17 protein-coding genes are annotated in these 16285 nt (G+C 61.0%); 5 read left to right on the forward strand and 12 right to left on the reverse strand.

Features of this window, described 5'->3' with window-relative positions; genetic code table 11:
- The first annotated feature begins 138 nt into the window (after window positions 1-138).
- From metJ to ACM3N8_RS12160, 3 genes are all read left to right on the forward strand, one after another.
- On the forward strand, window positions 139-462 hold the full coding sequence (gene metJ, locus ACM3N8_RS12150) for a met regulon transcriptional regulator MetJ (protein WP_005315809.1): 324 nt from the start codon (window positions 139-141) through the stop codon (window positions 460-462).
- A 39-nt stretch (window positions 463-501) separates the two neighbouring features.
- A complete protein-coding gene (locus ACM3N8_RS12155) occupies window positions 502-1260 on the forward strand; it encodes an AraC family transcriptional regulator (RefSeq protein WP_290019691.1) in 759 nt (252 codons plus the stop codon).
- 84 nt (window positions 1261-1344) lie between these two features.
- The gene (locus ACM3N8_RS12160; protein WP_241325698.1) at window positions 1345-1683 is read left to right on the forward strand and encodes a tRNA-binding protein; all 339 of its coding nucleotides are present in this window, start codon (window positions 1345-1347) and stop codon (window positions 1681-1683) included.
- 72 nt (window positions 1684-1755) lie between these two features.
- Here ACM3N8_RS12160 and ACM3N8_RS12165 read toward each other — a convergent pair whose 3' ends face one another.
- From ACM3N8_RS12165 to nudE, 3 genes are all read right to left on the reverse strand, one after another.
- Window positions 1756-3027 carry an aromatic amino acid transport family protein gene (locus ACM3N8_RS12165; protein WP_043557446.1) on the reverse strand — a complete coding sequence of 424 codons (1272 nt, stop codon included), beginning with the start codon at window positions 3025-3027 and terminating at the stop codon, window positions 1756-1758.
- Window positions 3028-3477: 450 nt separating this feature from the next.
- The gene (gene cysQ / locus ACM3N8_RS12170) at window positions 3478-4299 is read right to left on the reverse strand and encodes a 3'(2'),5'-bisphosphate nucleotidase CysQ (protein WP_042868960.1); all 822 of its coding nucleotides are present in this window, start codon (window positions 4297-4299) and stop codon (window positions 3478-3480) included.
- 45 nt (window positions 4300-4344) lie between these two features.
- Entirely contained in the window at window positions 4345-4953 is a 609-nt protein-coding gene (gene nudE, locus ACM3N8_RS12175) for an ADP compounds hydrolase NudE (protein ID WP_241278894.1), read from the reverse strand.
- A gap of 148 nt (window positions 4954-5101) precedes the next feature.
- Here nudE and yrfG point away from each other — a divergent pair, with 148 nt between their 5' ends.
- A complete protein-coding gene (gene yrfG / locus ACM3N8_RS12180) occupies window positions 5102-5770 on the forward strand; it encodes a GMP/IMP nucleotidase (protein WP_290019684.1) in 669 nt (222 codons plus the stop codon).
- Between the two features lie 134 nt (window positions 5771-5904).
- Here yrfG and tyrS read toward each other — a convergent pair whose 3' ends face one another.
- Complete coding sequence (gene tyrS, locus ACM3N8_RS12185) at window positions 5905-7173, reverse strand: tyrosine--tRNA ligase (RefSeq protein ID WP_290019683.1); 1269 nt, start codon at window positions 7171-7173, stop codon at window positions 5905-5907.
- 159 nt (window positions 7174-7332) lie between these two features.
- Between tyrS and ACM3N8_RS12190 the strand changes: the two genes are divergently transcribed.
- On the forward strand, window positions 7333-8139 hold the full coding sequence (locus tag ACM3N8_RS12190; protein ID WP_290019682.1) for a helix-turn-helix transcriptional regulator: 807 nt from the start codon (window positions 7333-7335) through the stop codon (window positions 8137-8139).
- A gap of 39 nt (window positions 8140-8178) precedes the next feature.
- Here the strand turns inward: ACM3N8_RS12190 and chbG are convergent, their stop codons facing one another.
- From chbG to exeN, 8 genes are all read right to left on the reverse strand, one after another.
- Window positions 8179-8949, reverse strand: coding sequence for a chitin disaccharide deacetylase (gene chbG, locus ACM3N8_RS12195; protein WP_290019681.1), 771 nt, complete (start codon window positions 8947-8949; stop codon window positions 8179-8181).
- Window positions 8950-8998: 49 nt separating this feature from the next.
- The gene (locus tag ACM3N8_RS12200; protein ID WP_290019680.1) at window positions 8999-10345 is read right to left on the reverse strand and encodes a 6-phospho-beta-glucosidase; all 1347 of its coding nucleotides are present in this window, start codon (window positions 10343-10345) and stop codon (window positions 8999-9001) included.
- A gap of 149 nt (window positions 10346-10494) precedes the next feature.
- Window positions 10495-11322: a transcriptional regulator ChbR gene (gene chbR / locus ACM3N8_RS12205; protein ID WP_290019679.1), complete on the reverse strand. Its 828-nt coding sequence runs from the start codon at window positions 11320-11322 to the stop codon at window positions 10495-10497.
- 54 nt (window positions 11323-11376) lie between these two features.
- Window positions 11377-11727, reverse strand: a complete 351-nt coding sequence (gene chbA / locus ACM3N8_RS12210; protein WP_290019678.1) for a PTS N,N'-diacetylchitobiose transporter subunit IIA — start codon at window positions 11725-11727, stop codon at window positions 11377-11379.
- A 24-nt stretch (window positions 11728-11751) separates the two neighbouring features.
- Window positions 11752-13134, reverse strand: a complete 1383-nt coding sequence (locus ACM3N8_RS12215; protein WP_290019690.1) for a glycoside hydrolase family 1 protein — start codon at window positions 13132-13134, stop codon at window positions 11752-11754.
- 68 nt (window positions 13135-13202) lie between these two features.
- Window positions 13203-14564, reverse strand: a complete 1362-nt coding sequence (gene chbC, locus ACM3N8_RS12220) for a PTS N,N'-diacetylchitobiose transporter subunit IIC (protein ID WP_416016179.1) — start codon at window positions 14562-14564, stop codon at window positions 13203-13205.
- A gap of 15 nt (window positions 14565-14579) precedes the next feature.
- Entirely contained in the window at window positions 14580-14897 is a 318-nt protein-coding gene (locus ACM3N8_RS12225) for a PTS sugar transporter subunit IIB (protein WP_033135185.1), read from the reverse strand.
- Between the two features lie 604 nt (window positions 14898-15501).
- On the reverse strand, window positions 15502-16260 hold the full coding sequence (gene exeN, locus ACM3N8_RS12230) for a GspN family type II secretion system protein ExeN (protein WP_098980844.1): 759 nt from the start codon (window positions 16258-16260) through the stop codon (window positions 15502-15504).
- Between the last annotated feature and the right edge of the window lie 25 nt (window positions 16261-16285).

A 16285-nucleotide genomic window follows, 5' to 3' on the forward strand; every position in this document is an offset into this window, starting at 1 on the left:
CCTATGGTGAACCACCTTACGCCAGCATAAAAAAGCCGTCAACACTTCCAGACGTCTAAATGGCTTTGCTGTTGGATTGCCATTAATTTCCACAAGGGTTAAAATCCGCGCTCACGGCCAAACGAGAACAGGTGGATCATGGGTACAGAGTGGAACGGCGACTACGTCAGCCCCTACGCGGAACACGGTAAGAAGAGCGAACAGGTCAAGAAGATTACCGTCTCGATCCCGCTCAAGGTGTTGAAGGTGTTGACCGACGAGCGCACCCGTCGCCAGGTGAACAACCTGCGTCATGCGACCAACAGTGAGCTGCTCTGTGAAGCCTTCCTGCACGCGTTCACCGGCCAGCCGCTGCCCTGCGACGACGATCTGCGCAAGGATCATCCGGACAGCGTCCCCGCCGAGGTGCGCGCCATCATGGAAGCGCTGGGCAAAGAGATCGAAGATTTCGACGCAGAGTAATACCTGCGACCTATGCCAAACAGCAATCCCTCTTTGAAGATGACGCGGCCCAGTGCCGCGTCATTGCTATCCGCAACCTCCCCCTTCAGCCTGCGCCGCTACCAGAACGACATCTGCAGCCACAGCCACGACTTCGCCCAGCTGGTGATCCCTCTCGGCGGTCCCATAGAGATCGAGGTGCAGGGCCAGGGGCGTCGCCTCGCCCCCGGTTTTGTCTGCGTGATAGCCCCGGGCGAGCGGCACGACTACGCCGCCGATCCGGCCCTCTCCTTTCTGGTGCAGGAGAGCGACTGGCTGCCCGGCGATCTGGCGGCCCGCCCCTTCATCGAGCTGGACGAGCCCCAGCGCCACTACCTCGCCTTCCTGCACCGCATGGTGGCAGCGGGTCGCCAGGTGGCGGGCATGGAGCAGGTGTGGCTCTCCCTGCTGGCACAAGGGCAAGGAGTGCACTCCTCTGCTCCCCCTCGTCTTGCCGCCCGTATTCTCAAGGTGCAGCGCCATATCGAGACCCACCTCGCCGAGCCCCTCGGCAATGAGCGGCTCGCCGCCATCGCCTGCCTCGGTCAGAGCCAGTTCAAGCATGCCTTTCGCCAGCAGCTGGGGATGAGCGTCTCCCACTACATACGGGGGCAGCGCATGACGCTGGCACGCACCCTGCTTGCCCACACCCAACTGCCCATAGGCGAGATCGCCAGTCGCTGCGGCTACCAGAATCAGGGGGCCTTCGCCGAGCGCTTCCTGACCGAGAGCGGGCTTTCCCCTTCCCTCTGGCGCCAGCAAAACGGCCTTCTGCCGTAACAGGGCGGCCAGTCACCGAAGACAACCAGCGCCGTTTCGAGGCATGCTGAGGCCAATGCAAGGTGTGTGAAACGAGGAGCCAAGATGCAGACCATTAGCTGGCAGGATTTCGAGATGGTAGAGCTGAGAGTGGGCACCCTGGTGCGGGTCGAGCCCTTCCCAGAGGCGCGCCGGCCCGCCTACAAGGTGTGGGCGGATTTCGGCCCCGAGCTCGGGGTACGCAAGAGCAGCGCCCAGATAACGGATCTCTATCGCCCGGAGGATCTGGTGGGACGCCAAATCGTCGCCGTGGTGAACTTTCCCCCCAAACAGATAGGCCCCATCCAGTCGGAGTTTCTGCTGACCGGTTTCTACCGGGCCGACGGCGCGGTTGTGATGGCCATTCCGGAACAAGTGGTGGAGAACGGCGCCAAGCTGGGCTGATGCCGTAGGCCCCATGAAAAAAGAGAGGCGACCCCGGGGTCGCCTCTCTCATTTTTTTGCTGCAGCGTGCGGTTACTTCAACAGGCTGAAGATCAGCGCCGATACCGCGAGCGACCCGGTCAGCAGGATGAAGCCGTTGGTCCAGCCCTGGCGGAAGCGAGCTAGCGCCTCCACCTTGTAGATGGCCACCACCGGCATGATGAACAGGATCATGGCGATGACGGGGCCGGAGAGGGTCTCCATCAGACCCAGGATCCCCGGGTTGATGACGGCGGCGCCCCAGATGGCAAAGAACATCAGGACTATGCCGAGCCGGTCCGCCTTCGCCAGCGGCAGGCCGGTGGGCTTGGCGATCAGGCTTTTCAGGCTCTCGCGGGCACCGAGGAAGTGACCGAGGAAGGAGGTGCTGATGGCGATGAAGGCGATGAGCGGCCCCAGCGTCACTATCACGGGGTTGTCCGTGATGTTGGCGAGATAGGAGAGCACGGAGACGTTCTGCGCCTTGGCCTCGGCCAGCTGGGCCGGGGAGAGGCTCAGCACGCAGGAGAAGACGAAGAAGAGCACGAAACCCACCAGCATGATGGTGGTATTGCGCAGGATCAGGCCGCTCTTGGCCTCGGCCTGCTCGCCATATTCCCGCCGCTGCACGTTGGCAAAGCCCGAGATGGCGGCGGCATGGCTGAAGGCGAACACAGTGACCGGCAGCGCCAGCCAGACGGTGTTGAGGAAGCTGCCGCCCTCAAAGGCAGTCATTTGTGGCCACTGCCACTGGGGAATGAGATAGCAGGAAAGCGCCGCCAGAATGGCCGCCAGCGGATAGACCATGAAGGCAAACGCCCGCAACATCGCCTTCTCCCCCGCCATCATCACGGCGATCATGGCGAACACCAGCAGGCCGGAGAGCATCACCCGGTTCGGGGTGGCCATGCCGAGCTGGTTGACCATGAAGCTCTCCACCGTGTTGGTCAGCCCCACCCCGTAGATCAGCAGGATCGGGAAGATGGAGAGGAAGTAGAGCGCCGAGATGAGGCGACCGGCCATCTTGCCGAAGTGCTCCTCGGCTACCTCGGTGAAATCGGCGTGAGGGCGGGAGGAGGAAAGCACGAAGCGCGCCAGCCCGCGGTGAGCCAGAAAGGTCATGGGGCCGGCCAGCACGGCCACTATGACCAGGGGCCAGATCCCGCCCAGACCCAGGTTGATGGGCAAAAACAGTATGCCGGCGCCGACGGCGGTACCAAACAGGCTGATCGCCCAGTGGGTGTCATGACGACGCCAGCGGCTGGTGCTGGCAACGGCGGGCTGGGAACCGGACAAATCCTTTACGACGTCTACAGATAAACTCATTACTAATCCACATTTTGTCAGTATTTTAATCTGAGCTTATTGTGGTTTATCAGGATTTAATTCTCAAAAAGCGGGACTGAAACATATCACTACCATAACGGGCTTCAGCCAGTGAGATTGGGAATCCAATCGGGATCACATAATCAAGTAAAACTACAAAACTCAATTTCAATGAAATATAAAACCAAATTTCTATTAATACTCACTTTTTTATTTTGCCCAATGGATCGTTTGCAGAATTACCTGAAAAATCATGCCAATTACCCAAGAAGGATTGTGATCATCCACTGTCATTCTCGTGCTTTGCCAGCGGATATCCCTGCTCATCTGCGATAAAACCAGCGGATCACACCAAGCAAACAGGCGGCCATGAGGCCGCCTGTTTATGTCGTCTGGCGACAGAGCATCAGCCCGCCAGGTAGACCAGGAGCGTGTGTCGGCGACAGAGGATCAACCTGCCTGATGGGCCAGGATCTTGCCCCAGGCGAGATCCGGATCCCCCATGACGATGAAGTCCGGGTTTTCCAGCGACTCGGTTTCGTTGTAACTGAGCGGCTGCAGCGCCAGGCTGAGGATGCGGCCACCCGCCGCCTCGACGATGCACTGGGCAGCGGCGGTATCCCACTCGCCGGTGGGGCCGAGCCGCACGTAGCAGTCCGCCGCCCCTTCCGCCACCAGACAGGACTTGAGGGAGCTGGAGCCGAGCGGGATCAGCTCGTAGTTGATGGCCGGATTGAGACGACGGGTCAGGTTCTCCAGCTTCTGGCGACGGCTGATGGCCACCACCAGCGAATCGGGCTGATCGTGTTCGTGGTGCATGGCGCTGATGGGCAAGGTCTCGCCGTTCACCTCCTTGAAGGCACCGTGGCCGCGCACCGCCCAGTAGAGCACGTCGGACTCGGGGGCATAGATGACGCCGAGCACGGGCACATTGTCCCGCACCAGGGCGATCAGGGTGGCGAAGTCGCCGCTGCCGGCGATGAACTCACCTGTGCCGTCGAGGGGATCCACCAGCCAGTACTGCCGCCAGTTGGCTCGCAGACTGAAGGGCACATCGGCCGCCTCTTCGGTCAGCACGGGCACATGGGGGGTGAGCGCCGACAGCGCCTGTTTGAGGTAGGCATCGGCAGCAAGATCGGCACTGGTGACCGGGGTCGCATCCTCCTTCAGCTGACGCTCGAACTGACCGCCGTGATAGATTTCGTGAAGGATACGCCCCGCTTCGCGGGCGATCTCCTTGACCCCAGGAACCCAGGCCAACAACTCCTGCATCTTGTTATCCTCTGTTTTTATTTATTGCCTTTGCCCACGCTTGGGCTAGTTTTCCTGCTCCGCCAGCCACTTCTGGGCCAGCAGCAGGGCACTGATGCTGCGCGACTCGCTGAAGTCGGGTCGTGCCAGCAATTCATCGATACGGTTGAGGGGCCAGGGGATCACCTCGAGGGGCTCGGGCTCATCGCCGATCCGTTGCTCCGGGAAGAGATCCCGCGCCAGCAGTATGTCCATCCGGCTGGAGAAGTAACCGGGCGCCAGCGATACCTGCTTGAGGGGGATCAGGCTGTTGGCGCCGAAGCCCGCCTCCTCCATCAGTTCCCGGTTGCCCGCCTCGAAGGCATTCTCGCCCGGGTCGATCAGCCCTTTGGGGAAGCCCAGCTCGTAAGAGTGGGTGCCCGCCGCGTACTCGCGCACCAGCAGCAGGGTGTGGGCATCGAACAGGGGCACCACCATGACGGCGCCCCGGTTGCCACCGCGCATCCGCTCGTAGACCCGCTCCTCCCCATTGCTGAATTTCAGATGCAGGGATTCCACCTTGAACAGCCGGCTCTCGGCCACTATCTCGGCCTTGAGGATCTCCGGCTTGCTCTTGTCATGCGCCATCTTCTCGACACTGAGGTATTCGGGCTTGCTCTTGTGGTGGTCACTCATCTGGCGCTGGCTGCTCGTTAAAAAATCGTGCTTCAAGAGTAAACGACTCCCCGAGCGAACACCACGGGGCAAAGCGGCGAAAGCGGATGGAAAAATCCGTTATAATGCCGCCCCGTTTTCCTCCCCCTCATTGACCGCGAGAAGCCCCATGCCGACCCCCTTGCCCTGGCACCAGATAGACACAGTTTTGCTCGATATGGATGGCACCCTGATCGATCTCCATTTTGACAACCACCTCTGGCAGCAGCTGGTGCCGGCGCGTTACGCCGAGCGGCTCGGTCTGCCGCTGGATGAGGCCAAGGCGCAGATCGAGGTGCACTATCACGCCGTCAGCGGCACCCTCGACTGGTACTGCGTGGATTACTGGAGCCAGACCCTGGGGCTGGACATACGCGCCCTCAAGCAGGAGCTGCTGGAGAAGATCCGGTGGCGGCCCAACGCCATCCCCTTTCTGGCCGAGCTGCGGGCGGCAGGCAAGCGGCTGGTGCTCTTCACCAACGCCCACCCCGCCAGCCTGTCGGTGAAGGATGCGCAGCTGGGGCTGTCTGATCATCTGGATCTGATGGTGAGCACTCACGAGCTGGGCTGGTCCAAGGAGAGTCAGCACTGCTGGCAGGCGCTGGCGGAACGGCTGGCGTTCGAGCCGGCCCGCACCCTGTTTGTGGATGACAGCGAGCGGATCCTGCGCGCCGCCGCCGACTACGGCATCGGCTATCAGCTCGCCATCCAGAACCCTGACAGCCGTCAGCCCGAGCAGCACATCACCGCCTTCCCGGCGATCCGTGACTATGCCGAACTGCTGCCGCTAGTCCTCTGAACATCAAAAAATAAGCCGCTAATCGTCTTCTCCGTGATGCCGGGCAACTGCTGCTGACAGAGCTAACCTGCTGACTGCCGCACAATGGAAAGGGCTGCCCGGGCAGCCCTTTCTCGTTGCTATGGCGCGGCAGGCTACTCTGCCCACGCCACCAGCTGGTACTGCTTCTTGCCCCGGCGCAGCAGCAGGTAGCGCTCAAACAGCCGATCCTCTGCACTCAGCTGCTCATCCTGCTTGATGGCGCCATTGAGACTGATGGCCCCCGCCGCCAGCAGTTCGCGGGCGATGCGCTTCGAGTTCGCCAGACCGCTCTCGACCAGCAGGCTGACCAGATCCGTCTCGCCACCGACGGTGCAGCTCGGCATGCCGTCTTGCGCCAGCTGGGCAAGATCGCTCTCGCCAAGGCGCGCCACCTCGCCGCTGAACAGCAGCTCGCTGATGCGCCGTACCGCCGCCAACGCCGCCTTGCCGTGCACCAGTTCGGTCAGCTCGTCCGCCAGCACCTGCTGGGCCTGCTTGCGCCCCTGCCGCTGGGCATCTTCCGCTTCCAGCTCGGCAATCTCGGCCAGCGACATAAAGCTGTAGTAGCGCAGAAAGCGGTAGACATCCTCATCCGCGGTGCCGAGCCAGAACTGGTAGAAGGCGTAGGGCGAGGTGAGCGCAGGATCCAGCCAGACCGCGCCCCCTTCTGTCTTGCCGAACTTGGTACCGTCCGCCTTGGTGATGAGCGGCAACGTCATGCCATACACCTGAGCCTGATGCAGACGGCGGGTGAGATCCATGCCGCTGGTGATATTGCCCCACTGATCGTTGCCACCGATCTGCAGGGTGCAGCCGAGCCGCTGGTTGAGCACCGCAAAATCCTGGGATTGCAGCAGGGTGTAGGAGAACTCGGTAAAGGAGATGCCCTGATCCGGACGGGCCAGCCGATGGCGTACCGATTCCCGCGCCAGCATGGCGTTGACCGAGAAGTGCTTGCCGATGTCGCGCAGAAAATCGAGGGCCGACATCTGCCCCATCCAGTCGCCGTTGTTGACCAGCACAGGGGCCGACAGGCCGTCATCGACGGGCAGCAGCGCCCTGATCTGGGCTGACAGACTGGCGACCCAGCCCTGCACGGTTTCGCTGCTGTTGAGGCTGCGCTCGGTCGCCTTGAAGCTGGGATCGCCGATAAGACCTGTGGCCCCGCCCACCAGGGCCACCGGGGCGTGGCCCGCCAACTGGAAGCGGCGCAGCATCAGGAGCGGCACCAGATGACCTATGTGCAGGCTGCCGGCGGTGGGATCGAATCCGCAGTAGAGGGTACGCGGCGTGGCGAGATGATCGGCCAGTGCCGCCGGGTCGGAATTCTGGGCCACAAGGCCGCGCTCGGTCAGCTCATCGAGCAGGTGGGGGTTGATCATGGGTGCTCCAGCAGCAGGGGAAAAGTGGCCATACTCGCCGCTCTGGCGCGCTGCGGATATGTCCCCTGGGGGACAGTTTTGCCACTCTCGTGCTAGCATCCTGTCATAGTGGGGAGCTGCTCCCCACCCCCGGGAGCCCACCACCATGATTCAACGACCATGACCCAGCCATTCGCCACAGATGCCCTGACCCGCAGCATGACCGAGGTGGTCGATGCCCTGCACGGCAGCGCCTTTCCGGCGGCCCTGGTGCGTCTCATCCAGCAGCAGGTGGCGTTCGACTGCGCCCTGCTGCTCGGGGTCGGGCAGCGCCCCGTCTACCTCTACGACAACCTGAGCCACCAGCGGGCCCTGCTGTTTGACCGCTACCTCACCAGCCACTTCAGTCAGGACCCCTTCATGCTGGCGCTGGAACAGGGTCTGGAGGCCGGGGTCTGGACCCTGGCGCAGGTGTCGCGGGGACGGCTGGATCCCGAGTATCGCCACCACTTCTATCAGGCCACCGGCTGGCAGGAGGAGGTAGGGCTTATTCTGCCGGTGCGGGACGGACTGACGCTCATGCTGTTTCTCGGCCGCCTCGACAAGCGCAGCGTCTTGAGCCGCAGTGAGCTGACCCGACTGGAGGCGATCTTTCCGCTGGTGCACTCCCTCTGTCGCCAGCAGTGGCAGCAGAGCCAGCCGCTGCTGGCGGAGAGCCCGGCGCTGCCTGACAGTGCCAGCCTGAAGGCCGCGGTGGCGCAGGCCATTGCCAGCGTGGGCGGGGATAGACTCACCCGCCGGGAGCGGCAGGTAGCCAGTTTGCTGTTGCAGGGGCTGGATACCGAGGCCATTGCCGCTGCGCTCGGGATTGGCAGCGGCACTGTGAAGAATCACCGCAAGCACCTCTACGGCAAGCTGCGGCTCGGCTCACGCGCCGAGCTGTTCAGCTTCTTTCTGAACCATCTCATCACGGCGCCAACGAGTTAGCGCGACACCCTCAGCCTGAAACCCCGCCACCTGCGTGATTCAAGATGGCCGCCACCCCAGGTAACTGGTGAGGCAATAACCTCTCGCTGCAATCAATTCAGGCAAGGCCGGATCTGTGAGGATAGCGAGCTCGGTAAGCCGGGACTGGTTATAAGCGCTGCGCTGCACCTCGAGATCAATAAAGGCGGGGTGACACATGATCTCAAGGGATGAGGCCCCTTGCGCATCGGCGTCGTCCAGCAGTTGCAACAGCAGCGCCCGGGTCAGCTGCTCGCCATAGAAGCGGCTGTCAAAGCGCGCGCAGCTAAGCGCATGATCGGCAGTCAGCCCCTGGTGATGCAGCGCCTCTCTGTCGATGCGCAGAGCAATGCCCTGCTGACGGGCGAAGGCTTCCACCAGCGGATAGAGACTCGGCAGCATATGCACATGATGGTGGCTGTCGATATGAGTCGGCGCCTTGCCAAACAGCGCGATAAAGCGCTGGTACTGGCTTGCCAGCTCGCAGGCGATTTCCGTTAGATCGAGCTCCCCCGCCTCACTCTTGTGCCAGATCCCCTTGTTCAGCTCCCCCGACTCATTGACCAGACAGCTCAACGGGGTGAGCGGCCGTCCCCAGCTGAGCACAAAGTGCAATCCAATTGGCAAGTCCGGGAAACGCTTGGACAACCAGACCGCGTGTTCTATGGCCGGAGAAGTGACCATGGCGGTGGTCGAGCTGACGACCCCATGCTCGAAGGCCTCCACAATGCCGTAGTTCTGGGCGCGGCAGAGACCAAAGTCGTCGGCGTTGATAATCAATCTTTTATGCATAGCTCTCTCCGGTATGGCCCCGAAACCCGGTTGCGGGGCCTCTGTGGTGTCAAGCCAGCGCCGCTATGGCGGCAGCAAATTTGGGCAGATGCTCACGGTGTGCCAGCAGCAGCTCCTGGGCAACGGTGTTCGCCTCATTGTCTGAATGGATCAGCGGATTGAGGTTCATGGCCAGCAGCAAATCATCGAAAGAGCCGCTGATCGCGGCCTGAGAGGCGGCAATTTCGAAGCTCTTGATGAGGTGGATGAGCCCGTTCACCTTGTCATCGAAGCGGGTGAGGCGCGGGTGGGGAATGGCGCCATCCCTGCCCACCAGGCAGGTCATCTCGACGGTCCAGTCGGCCGGGATATTGGTGACATGACCATGGTGGGGGACTATCACATATTGCTCGCTCTGCTTGTCGTTATGGATGGCGCTGATCACCTCGCAGGCCGCATCCGAGTAGTAAGCGCCGCCACGCAGCTCCAGCTCCTTGGGTTTTTCGCACAGCTCGGGGTTCTGGTAGAGCTCGAACAGCGTCTTCTCGACCTGCTGCACCACCTGGGCCCGGGCGCCGCCCTTGTAGAACTCGCCCATCTCGATCCCCAGCATCTCTTTCTCCTTGAAGTAGTAACGCAGGTAGGAGCAGGGGAGCAGGCGTAGGCCGCGGATAAAACCGGGATCGAACGGCAGATCGAAGATGTTTTTGACCGAGCTGGCGCGGGTGAGACTGCCATCGGCGACCCCTTCCAGCAGCTCGTCAAAGCGGGATTCGCCGTTGACCAGCACATCGCCGATAAAGACCAGATGGTTGAGGCCGAACAAGTCCATGGAGAGGTGATCCCGCTCGGTGAGCTGGAGGGCATCGCGCACAAACATCTGCATGCCGACCGGAATGTTGCACACCCCGATAAAGCGGCGGAAGTTGGTATGACGGCGCACCGCTTCGGTCACCATGCCGGCCGGATTGGTAAAGTTAATCAGCCAGGCATCCGGGCAGAGCTCTTCCACATCGCGGATGATGTCGAAGATGACCGGAATGGTACGCAGCCCCTTGAACAGGCCGCCAGCGCCGTTGGTCTCCTGCCCCAGCATGCCGTGGCTCAAGGGGATGCGCTCGTCCTTCTCCCGCGCCTGCAGCTGGCCGACCCGTAGCTGGGTGGTGACGAAGTGGGCGCCGGGCAGAGCCTCGCGGCGATCCAGCGTCTTGTGCAGCGTCATGGGGATGCCCGCCTGGCGGATCATCCGTTGGCAGAGGTCAAAGATGATGTTCAGTTTCTCTTCGCCAGCGGGAATATCCACCAGCCACAGCTCGCTGATGGGCAGCTCGGCATAACGCTTGATGAAACCATCGACCAGCTCGGGGGTATAGCTGCTGCCGCCGCCTATGGTGACTACCTTGATCTTCTCGCTCATAAATCCCTCTTTCATCGATCTTTATCGGTTTGATGGTGGCCGCTCTGTCGTCAGGATGAGAGGGGCCGCAGCCCCCTGTGGCAGGGGCTGGTCAGGTTTTGTACTCTCTATTGCAATCTGTTGTATTTACATGGAATTCACTGCCGGCATCAGGCCGGGCTTTCAAATTTCGGGTAGAGATATTTACGGTAACTGCCGGGGGTAAACGAGGTCAGCTTCTTGAAGTTTTTGATGAAGAGGCTGACGTCGTTGTAGCCGGTCTCGAAGGCGATATCGGCCACAGGGTTGTTGGTCACCTCCAGCTGCATCTTGGCGTAGTTGATCCGGATCTCGTTGATGATCTGCATCGGCGTCTTGTTGTAGTAACGCCGGGTGGCCCGGGTCAGATACTCCTGGCTCTTGCCGCAGAGGGAGACCATGTTGGCCAGCGCATCCTCGGCAAAGAGGGGGCGATCGTGCATCCGCTCCACGGTTTCGTGGAGCCAGAGCGGGAGATCCTCGCTGGCGGAGGTGTCCTTGTAGTGACGCAGCCGGTTCATCACCGCGTAGGTCACCACCTCGAGAAATTCGGTCAGCGCCTCCTCCCGAAAACCGGGGGAGACCAGCACCGACTCGATGTAGCTGAGGAACTCGCTCTTGAGCGCATAGGCCTGTGAGGCGACGAAGTGCTCCGGCAGCAGGTACTTGAAATGCTCGTCGAAATAGGCGCGGTTGATCCCGACGTTGAAGATGCGGGTGGTGCCGAACTCGTAGAAGCTCTGGTGGCGGGAGCCGAGCGGGATAAACACCACATCTCCCCGCTCCAGCAGCACCCGCTTGCCGTTGACCTCCTGATAGTAGCGACCGGTCAGCACCAGGGTGAACTCGTAATAGTCGTGCTGGTGCAAACCGGTTCCGCTCACCTGCTTGTTGTAGATGAACATGTGGAACGGTTTGTTGTTAAACAGTTCGCTTTCCCGGATTGTTTTGACGCTCATGAGTCGCTTCCTGATCTGCGGGCCGATGACGGGGCCGAGCGCCCCGTCCGGAGGTCATTTGTTCTGCAGCTTCTCGTGCAGCTCGATCAGCTCGCCGATCAGCTCACGGGCCAGCATGGAGGTCATCAGGTGATCCTGGGCATGGACCAGCACCAGAGTGACCGGGATCTTGCCTTCGCCCTGATCGTCCTCGATCAGTTGGGTCTGCACCCGATGGGCGGCATTGAGCGCCTCGCGGGATTGGGCCATCAGCTGGCGAGCGGCGGCCAGATCTCCCTCCTTGGCTTTTTTCAGTGCTGTGTAGGCGAGACTGCGGGCCTGCCCGGAGTTGATGATGAGCCCCATCACCACCTCTTCCAGATCGTTGCAGGTGGCAGCTTCAGTGATGTTGTCCAGATCGAACATGTGTCGTTCCTTGCATTGAATGTGTTAATTGAAACCCTGGTTGCGCGCCACCTCGGCAAACCAGTAGCCGCTCTTCTTGATGGTGCGCTGCTGGCTCTCCAGATCGAGGCGGACGAAGCCGTAACGGTTCTTGTAGGCGTTGAGCCAGGACCAGTTGTCGATAAAGGTCCACAGGTGATAGCCGCGGCAGGCGCTGCCCTCTTCCAGGGCGCGATGCAGCCACTCGAGGTGCTCGCGAATGAACTGGATGCGGTAGTCATCCTCCACCCGTCCCTCGGGGCCGATGAAGCGCTCTTCCCCCTCGACCCCCATGCCGTTCTCCGAGATGTAGCAGGGCAGGTTGCCGTAGTTGACCCGCAGGTCGGTGAGGATGTCGTAGATCCCTTTTTCGTAAATCTCCCAGCCGCGGTGGGGATTCATCTTGCGGCCCGGCATCTCGTAATAGTCGAACAGATCTTCCGGCGTGCGGGGCGCCCCCTGCCACGGCACATCCTTCGCCTTTACCCGGCGCGGCTGATAGTAGTTGATGCCGAGGATGTCCACCTTGCCGGCGGCGAGCAGCGCCTTGTCACCCTCTTCGGTCTGCGGCAGCAAGTCGTACTGTTGCAGCAGGGTGACCAGCTCGGGGTCGTAGCTCCCCTTCAGGGCCGGATCGAGGAAGCTCTTGTTGAGCAGCAGATCCGCGATGCGGGAGGCGGCGATATCTGCCGGATCCTGCGAGCGGGGATAGGTCGGGCTCAGGTTGAGGATGATGCCGATCTCGCCGTCATGCGGGCCCGCACGGTAGGCCTGCACGGCCCCGGCATGGGCCAGCGCAGTGTGGTAGGCGACTGTGGTTGCCCGGCCAAAATCCACCACGCTGGGGTAGTGGTAGTGGCCAAGGTAGCCGCACTCGACCGGGACGATTGGCTCATTGAAGGTGAACCAGTGCTTGATGCGACCGCCAAAGAGATCGAAGCAGCGAGTGGCGTAGCGCACGTAGGCGGCGACCACTTCCCGGCTCTCCCAGCCACCGCGCTCCTGCATGCACATGGGCATGTCGAAGTGGTAGAGGTTGATGAGCGGGGTTATCCCCTCGGCCAGCAGCCGGTCAAACACGGCGTTGTAGAAGCTGACCGCCTCCGGATTGACCTCTCCCTCCCCGTCCGGGATCAACCGTGACCAGGAGATGGAGGTGCGGAAACTGTTGTGCCCCAACTGCTTGAGCAGCTTGATGTCGCTCTCGAAGTTGTCATAGAAGGTGGAGGCATCGGTCGGGCCGACCTCGTTGTGAAAACGCTGCGGCTCGATGGAAAACCAGTAATCAAAGATGTTGGCGGATTTGCCGCCGCGATGGGCGGCCCCTTCCATCTGCGGGGCCGAGCTGGCGCTGCCCCACCAGAAGTTATCCGGAAAGCGATACTGCATGCGGTACTTCTCCAGGCTGGTGAGGGAGGAGTCTTGCTCCTCCCCTGTTGTTGTCGGGATGGCGGTCATCAGAACTTCAGGGCCAGAGCGATATCCTCTTCGCTCTCCTCTTCTTCATCGATCACGTTCTGCGCCTTGTTGGCAATCAGCACGAAGGGGATATACATCATGGTTGCAACCCCCAGGTTGAATATCGCCAGACAGAAGGCGGCCACGCTGCCGTTGGTGTTGAAGAAGGCCCCCAGGCCGGTCGGCATGGTCCATGGCGCTATGTTGGTGATGGGCGGGATGATCCCGGCGTAGTAGGCCGCCATGGTGATCCCCATCAGGACCGGGTGCACCAGGATGAAGGGCACCAGCAAGATGGGGTTCATGATGACCGGCAAGCCGAACAGGATGGGCTCGTTGATCTGGAACAGACCTGAGGGCAGGCCCAGCTTGGCCACCTGACGGTAGTCATCGCGGCGGGAGACCATAAAGATGGCCAGGATAAGGCCAAGGGTGGCACCGGTACCGCCGAGGAAGACGAAGGAGTCGGTGATCGGCTTGGCCCAGAAGTGGAACTGCTTGCCCGCTGCAATCGCCGCTTCGACCGAGCCGTACTGGTTGTAGAGGGCGACGTTCTCAAGGGCGAAGGGGAACAGCACACCTGACTCCAGCGCTGTGAGCGCCAGCATGCCGTGCACGCCAAAGAACCAGAGGAAGGAGGAGAAGACCACATAGACCCAGCCTACCAGACCCCCCATGTTGGCCAGCGGTGTGGAGATGCTGTCCATGATCAGCTGGTGGAAGTTGGTACCGGCGTTGTTCAGCAGATAGGAGATCACCCCCATGATGGAGAGGATGATAAAGCCCGGGATCAGCGCAGAGAAGGAGCGGGAGACCGAGGCAGGTACGCTGTCGGGCAGGGTGATGACCCAGTTGCGACGGACGATAAAGGCGAACATCTCGGCCACGGCGATACCGATCAGCATGCCGGAGATGATGTTGGCACCGCCCAGCCAGTTGGCTCCGACCGCATAGGCTTCGCCCACGCTGAATGGGGTGACCGTCATAAAGGCCGCTACCGAGAGCAGGCCGGAGGCCAGAGGGTCGGTCTTGCGCTCTTCTGCCAGCGCCAGACCGATAAAGAAGGGGGCCATCAGGGACATGATCCCCAGAGTGCCGTTATAGACGTTGCCGCCGATGCTCTTGAGCCCGTCCAGGGTGGCGATGGTGGCGGGATCGATCCGCACGCCGATGGAGTAGAAGAAGGAACCTTCGCCAAAGCTCAGGAAGACGTTGTTGATGAGAACGAACATGGCCCCGACCAGCGTCAGGGGCATCAGCTTGATAAAGCCGTTTTTGATGGCGTTGACATGAGGCTGTTTGCCCAGCTTGACGGCAATGGGCAGTATGACCTTCTCCAACGATGCGATGATATTGCTCACAGGGATCTCCTTAACCTATGCGAGGCTCTTCTTGATGGAGGCGACGGCCGCCTTCAGCACGCCCAGTCCGTCGACCTTGCCGTAGAGCAGGGTGTCAATCACTTCGACCGGCTTGCCCGGCAGCTGCTGCTGGATCTCCGGCAGCATGTAGGCGATTTGCGGCCCCAGCAGCACCAGGTCGGCATCCTGTCCCTTCTCGCCTGCCAGCGTCTCCGGATAGGCATCGATCAACACAGGCACATCATATTTTTCCGCCTGAGCCTTCATCTTCGAGACCAGCAGTGACGTGGACATACCAGCAGAGCAAAACAGGTAGATACGCTTCTTTTCCATAACCCTTACCTCAACGCTTGAAAACCAAATGAACAGACCGGTCGAGATGGTTACCTGTCGCGCTACCAAGACAAATCAATCATCTCCAATTGACATCATTGTAACTACCCATAGGTTTCATCTGGTATTTCGATACTCACCCTAATTGTCCCTTATTGACCATGCATTTTGCCGCCGCTCACATCTTTGATGGGGTGGACCAGGAGCAATGAGCTAAAAAAGGGCTTAAAAACAATTTCCACACATATTTAATCGTTATTTTTCATATAGTTATTTTTTATTTCTGTGGCAACGCTGTAATCAGGATGGAAAAGAACAATAACGGGTGTCAGCTCACACTTCACATAAAATGCAACCTGATTGATATTCGGCTTTTCGGGAGATGAGTTGCCATTTTTGTGGAGTGGTGCGCGTTCATTGACCATTGGCTACGGATGAACATACCAGTGAGGCAAGCCGTTGCCGTGCTGACCGGGCTGGCAGAGAGGGCAAGCAGGCGCACTCGCAAGGGAAGTGGCAGTCAGTGAGCGAGGAGTATGAGGGGACAGAGCACCAAGAGGGAAAAGCCGACCCCGGAGAGGCTCCGGGGTCGGCGGGAAGGGCTTTAAATCCGGCCCTGATAGCGCAGCGGGAAGCGCCCCTGACCGTCGGGCTGACCGAGGAAGGGCAGCCCCTGCTTCATCTGATCCGGCAGTTCCGGGCCCGGTTTGAGGGTGCCCTGGAACAGGTACTGGCGATTGGGCTGCAGCTCCAGCTTGCCCAGCACCTGCACCGCCTCCGAGCCCTGCTTGAGCTCGGCCACCAGCCGGGAGTCGATGCAGGTCAGCTTGAGCTCGGGATCCCCCAGCGGCAGCTTGCCGGCCGGGGTATCGGCATCGGCACCATACCAATGGAGGTTGCCGTAGAGGTTGTCACACCAGGGATTGCCCTGGGCAAACTGATCGACCTTGAGCTGCAGCTGGCCCGCCACCGTCAGCGGGAACGGCAGCCGCATGGGCACCCGATCCAGCACCCAGGACGCGGGCACGTTGAGGGTGATGTCGCGACCAAAGGCGGCGCCGTTCCAGCCGACCACGCCCTGGCCGTTGAGGCCGCTGCGATCACCGAAACGCAGGGAGACCTCGGGGGCGAAGCGCAGCAGCGACCAGCCGTTGAGCTCCCAGCGCAGCTGGGTCAGCGACTCGCTGGCGTATTGCAGCCGGGCGACCTGGCCGCTCCAGAGGGTGCCGCTCACCCCTTCCAGCTGCACCAGGTTGGGCGGCAACGGCAGATGGCGCACCACCAGGGTGGCTGGCAGCTTTACCAGCAGAAAACCGAGATAGGCCACCAGGAACAGGACGGCGATCAGTACTTTTTGCTTCATAGAAAACGACTCGATTGCAAATATC

The sequence above is a fragment of the Aeromonas sp. A04 genome (genome assembly GCF_047780465.1).
GTDB classification, from domain to species: Bacteria; Pseudomonadota; Gammaproteobacteria; order Enterobacterales; family Aeromonadaceae; genus Aeromonas; species Aeromonas bestiarum.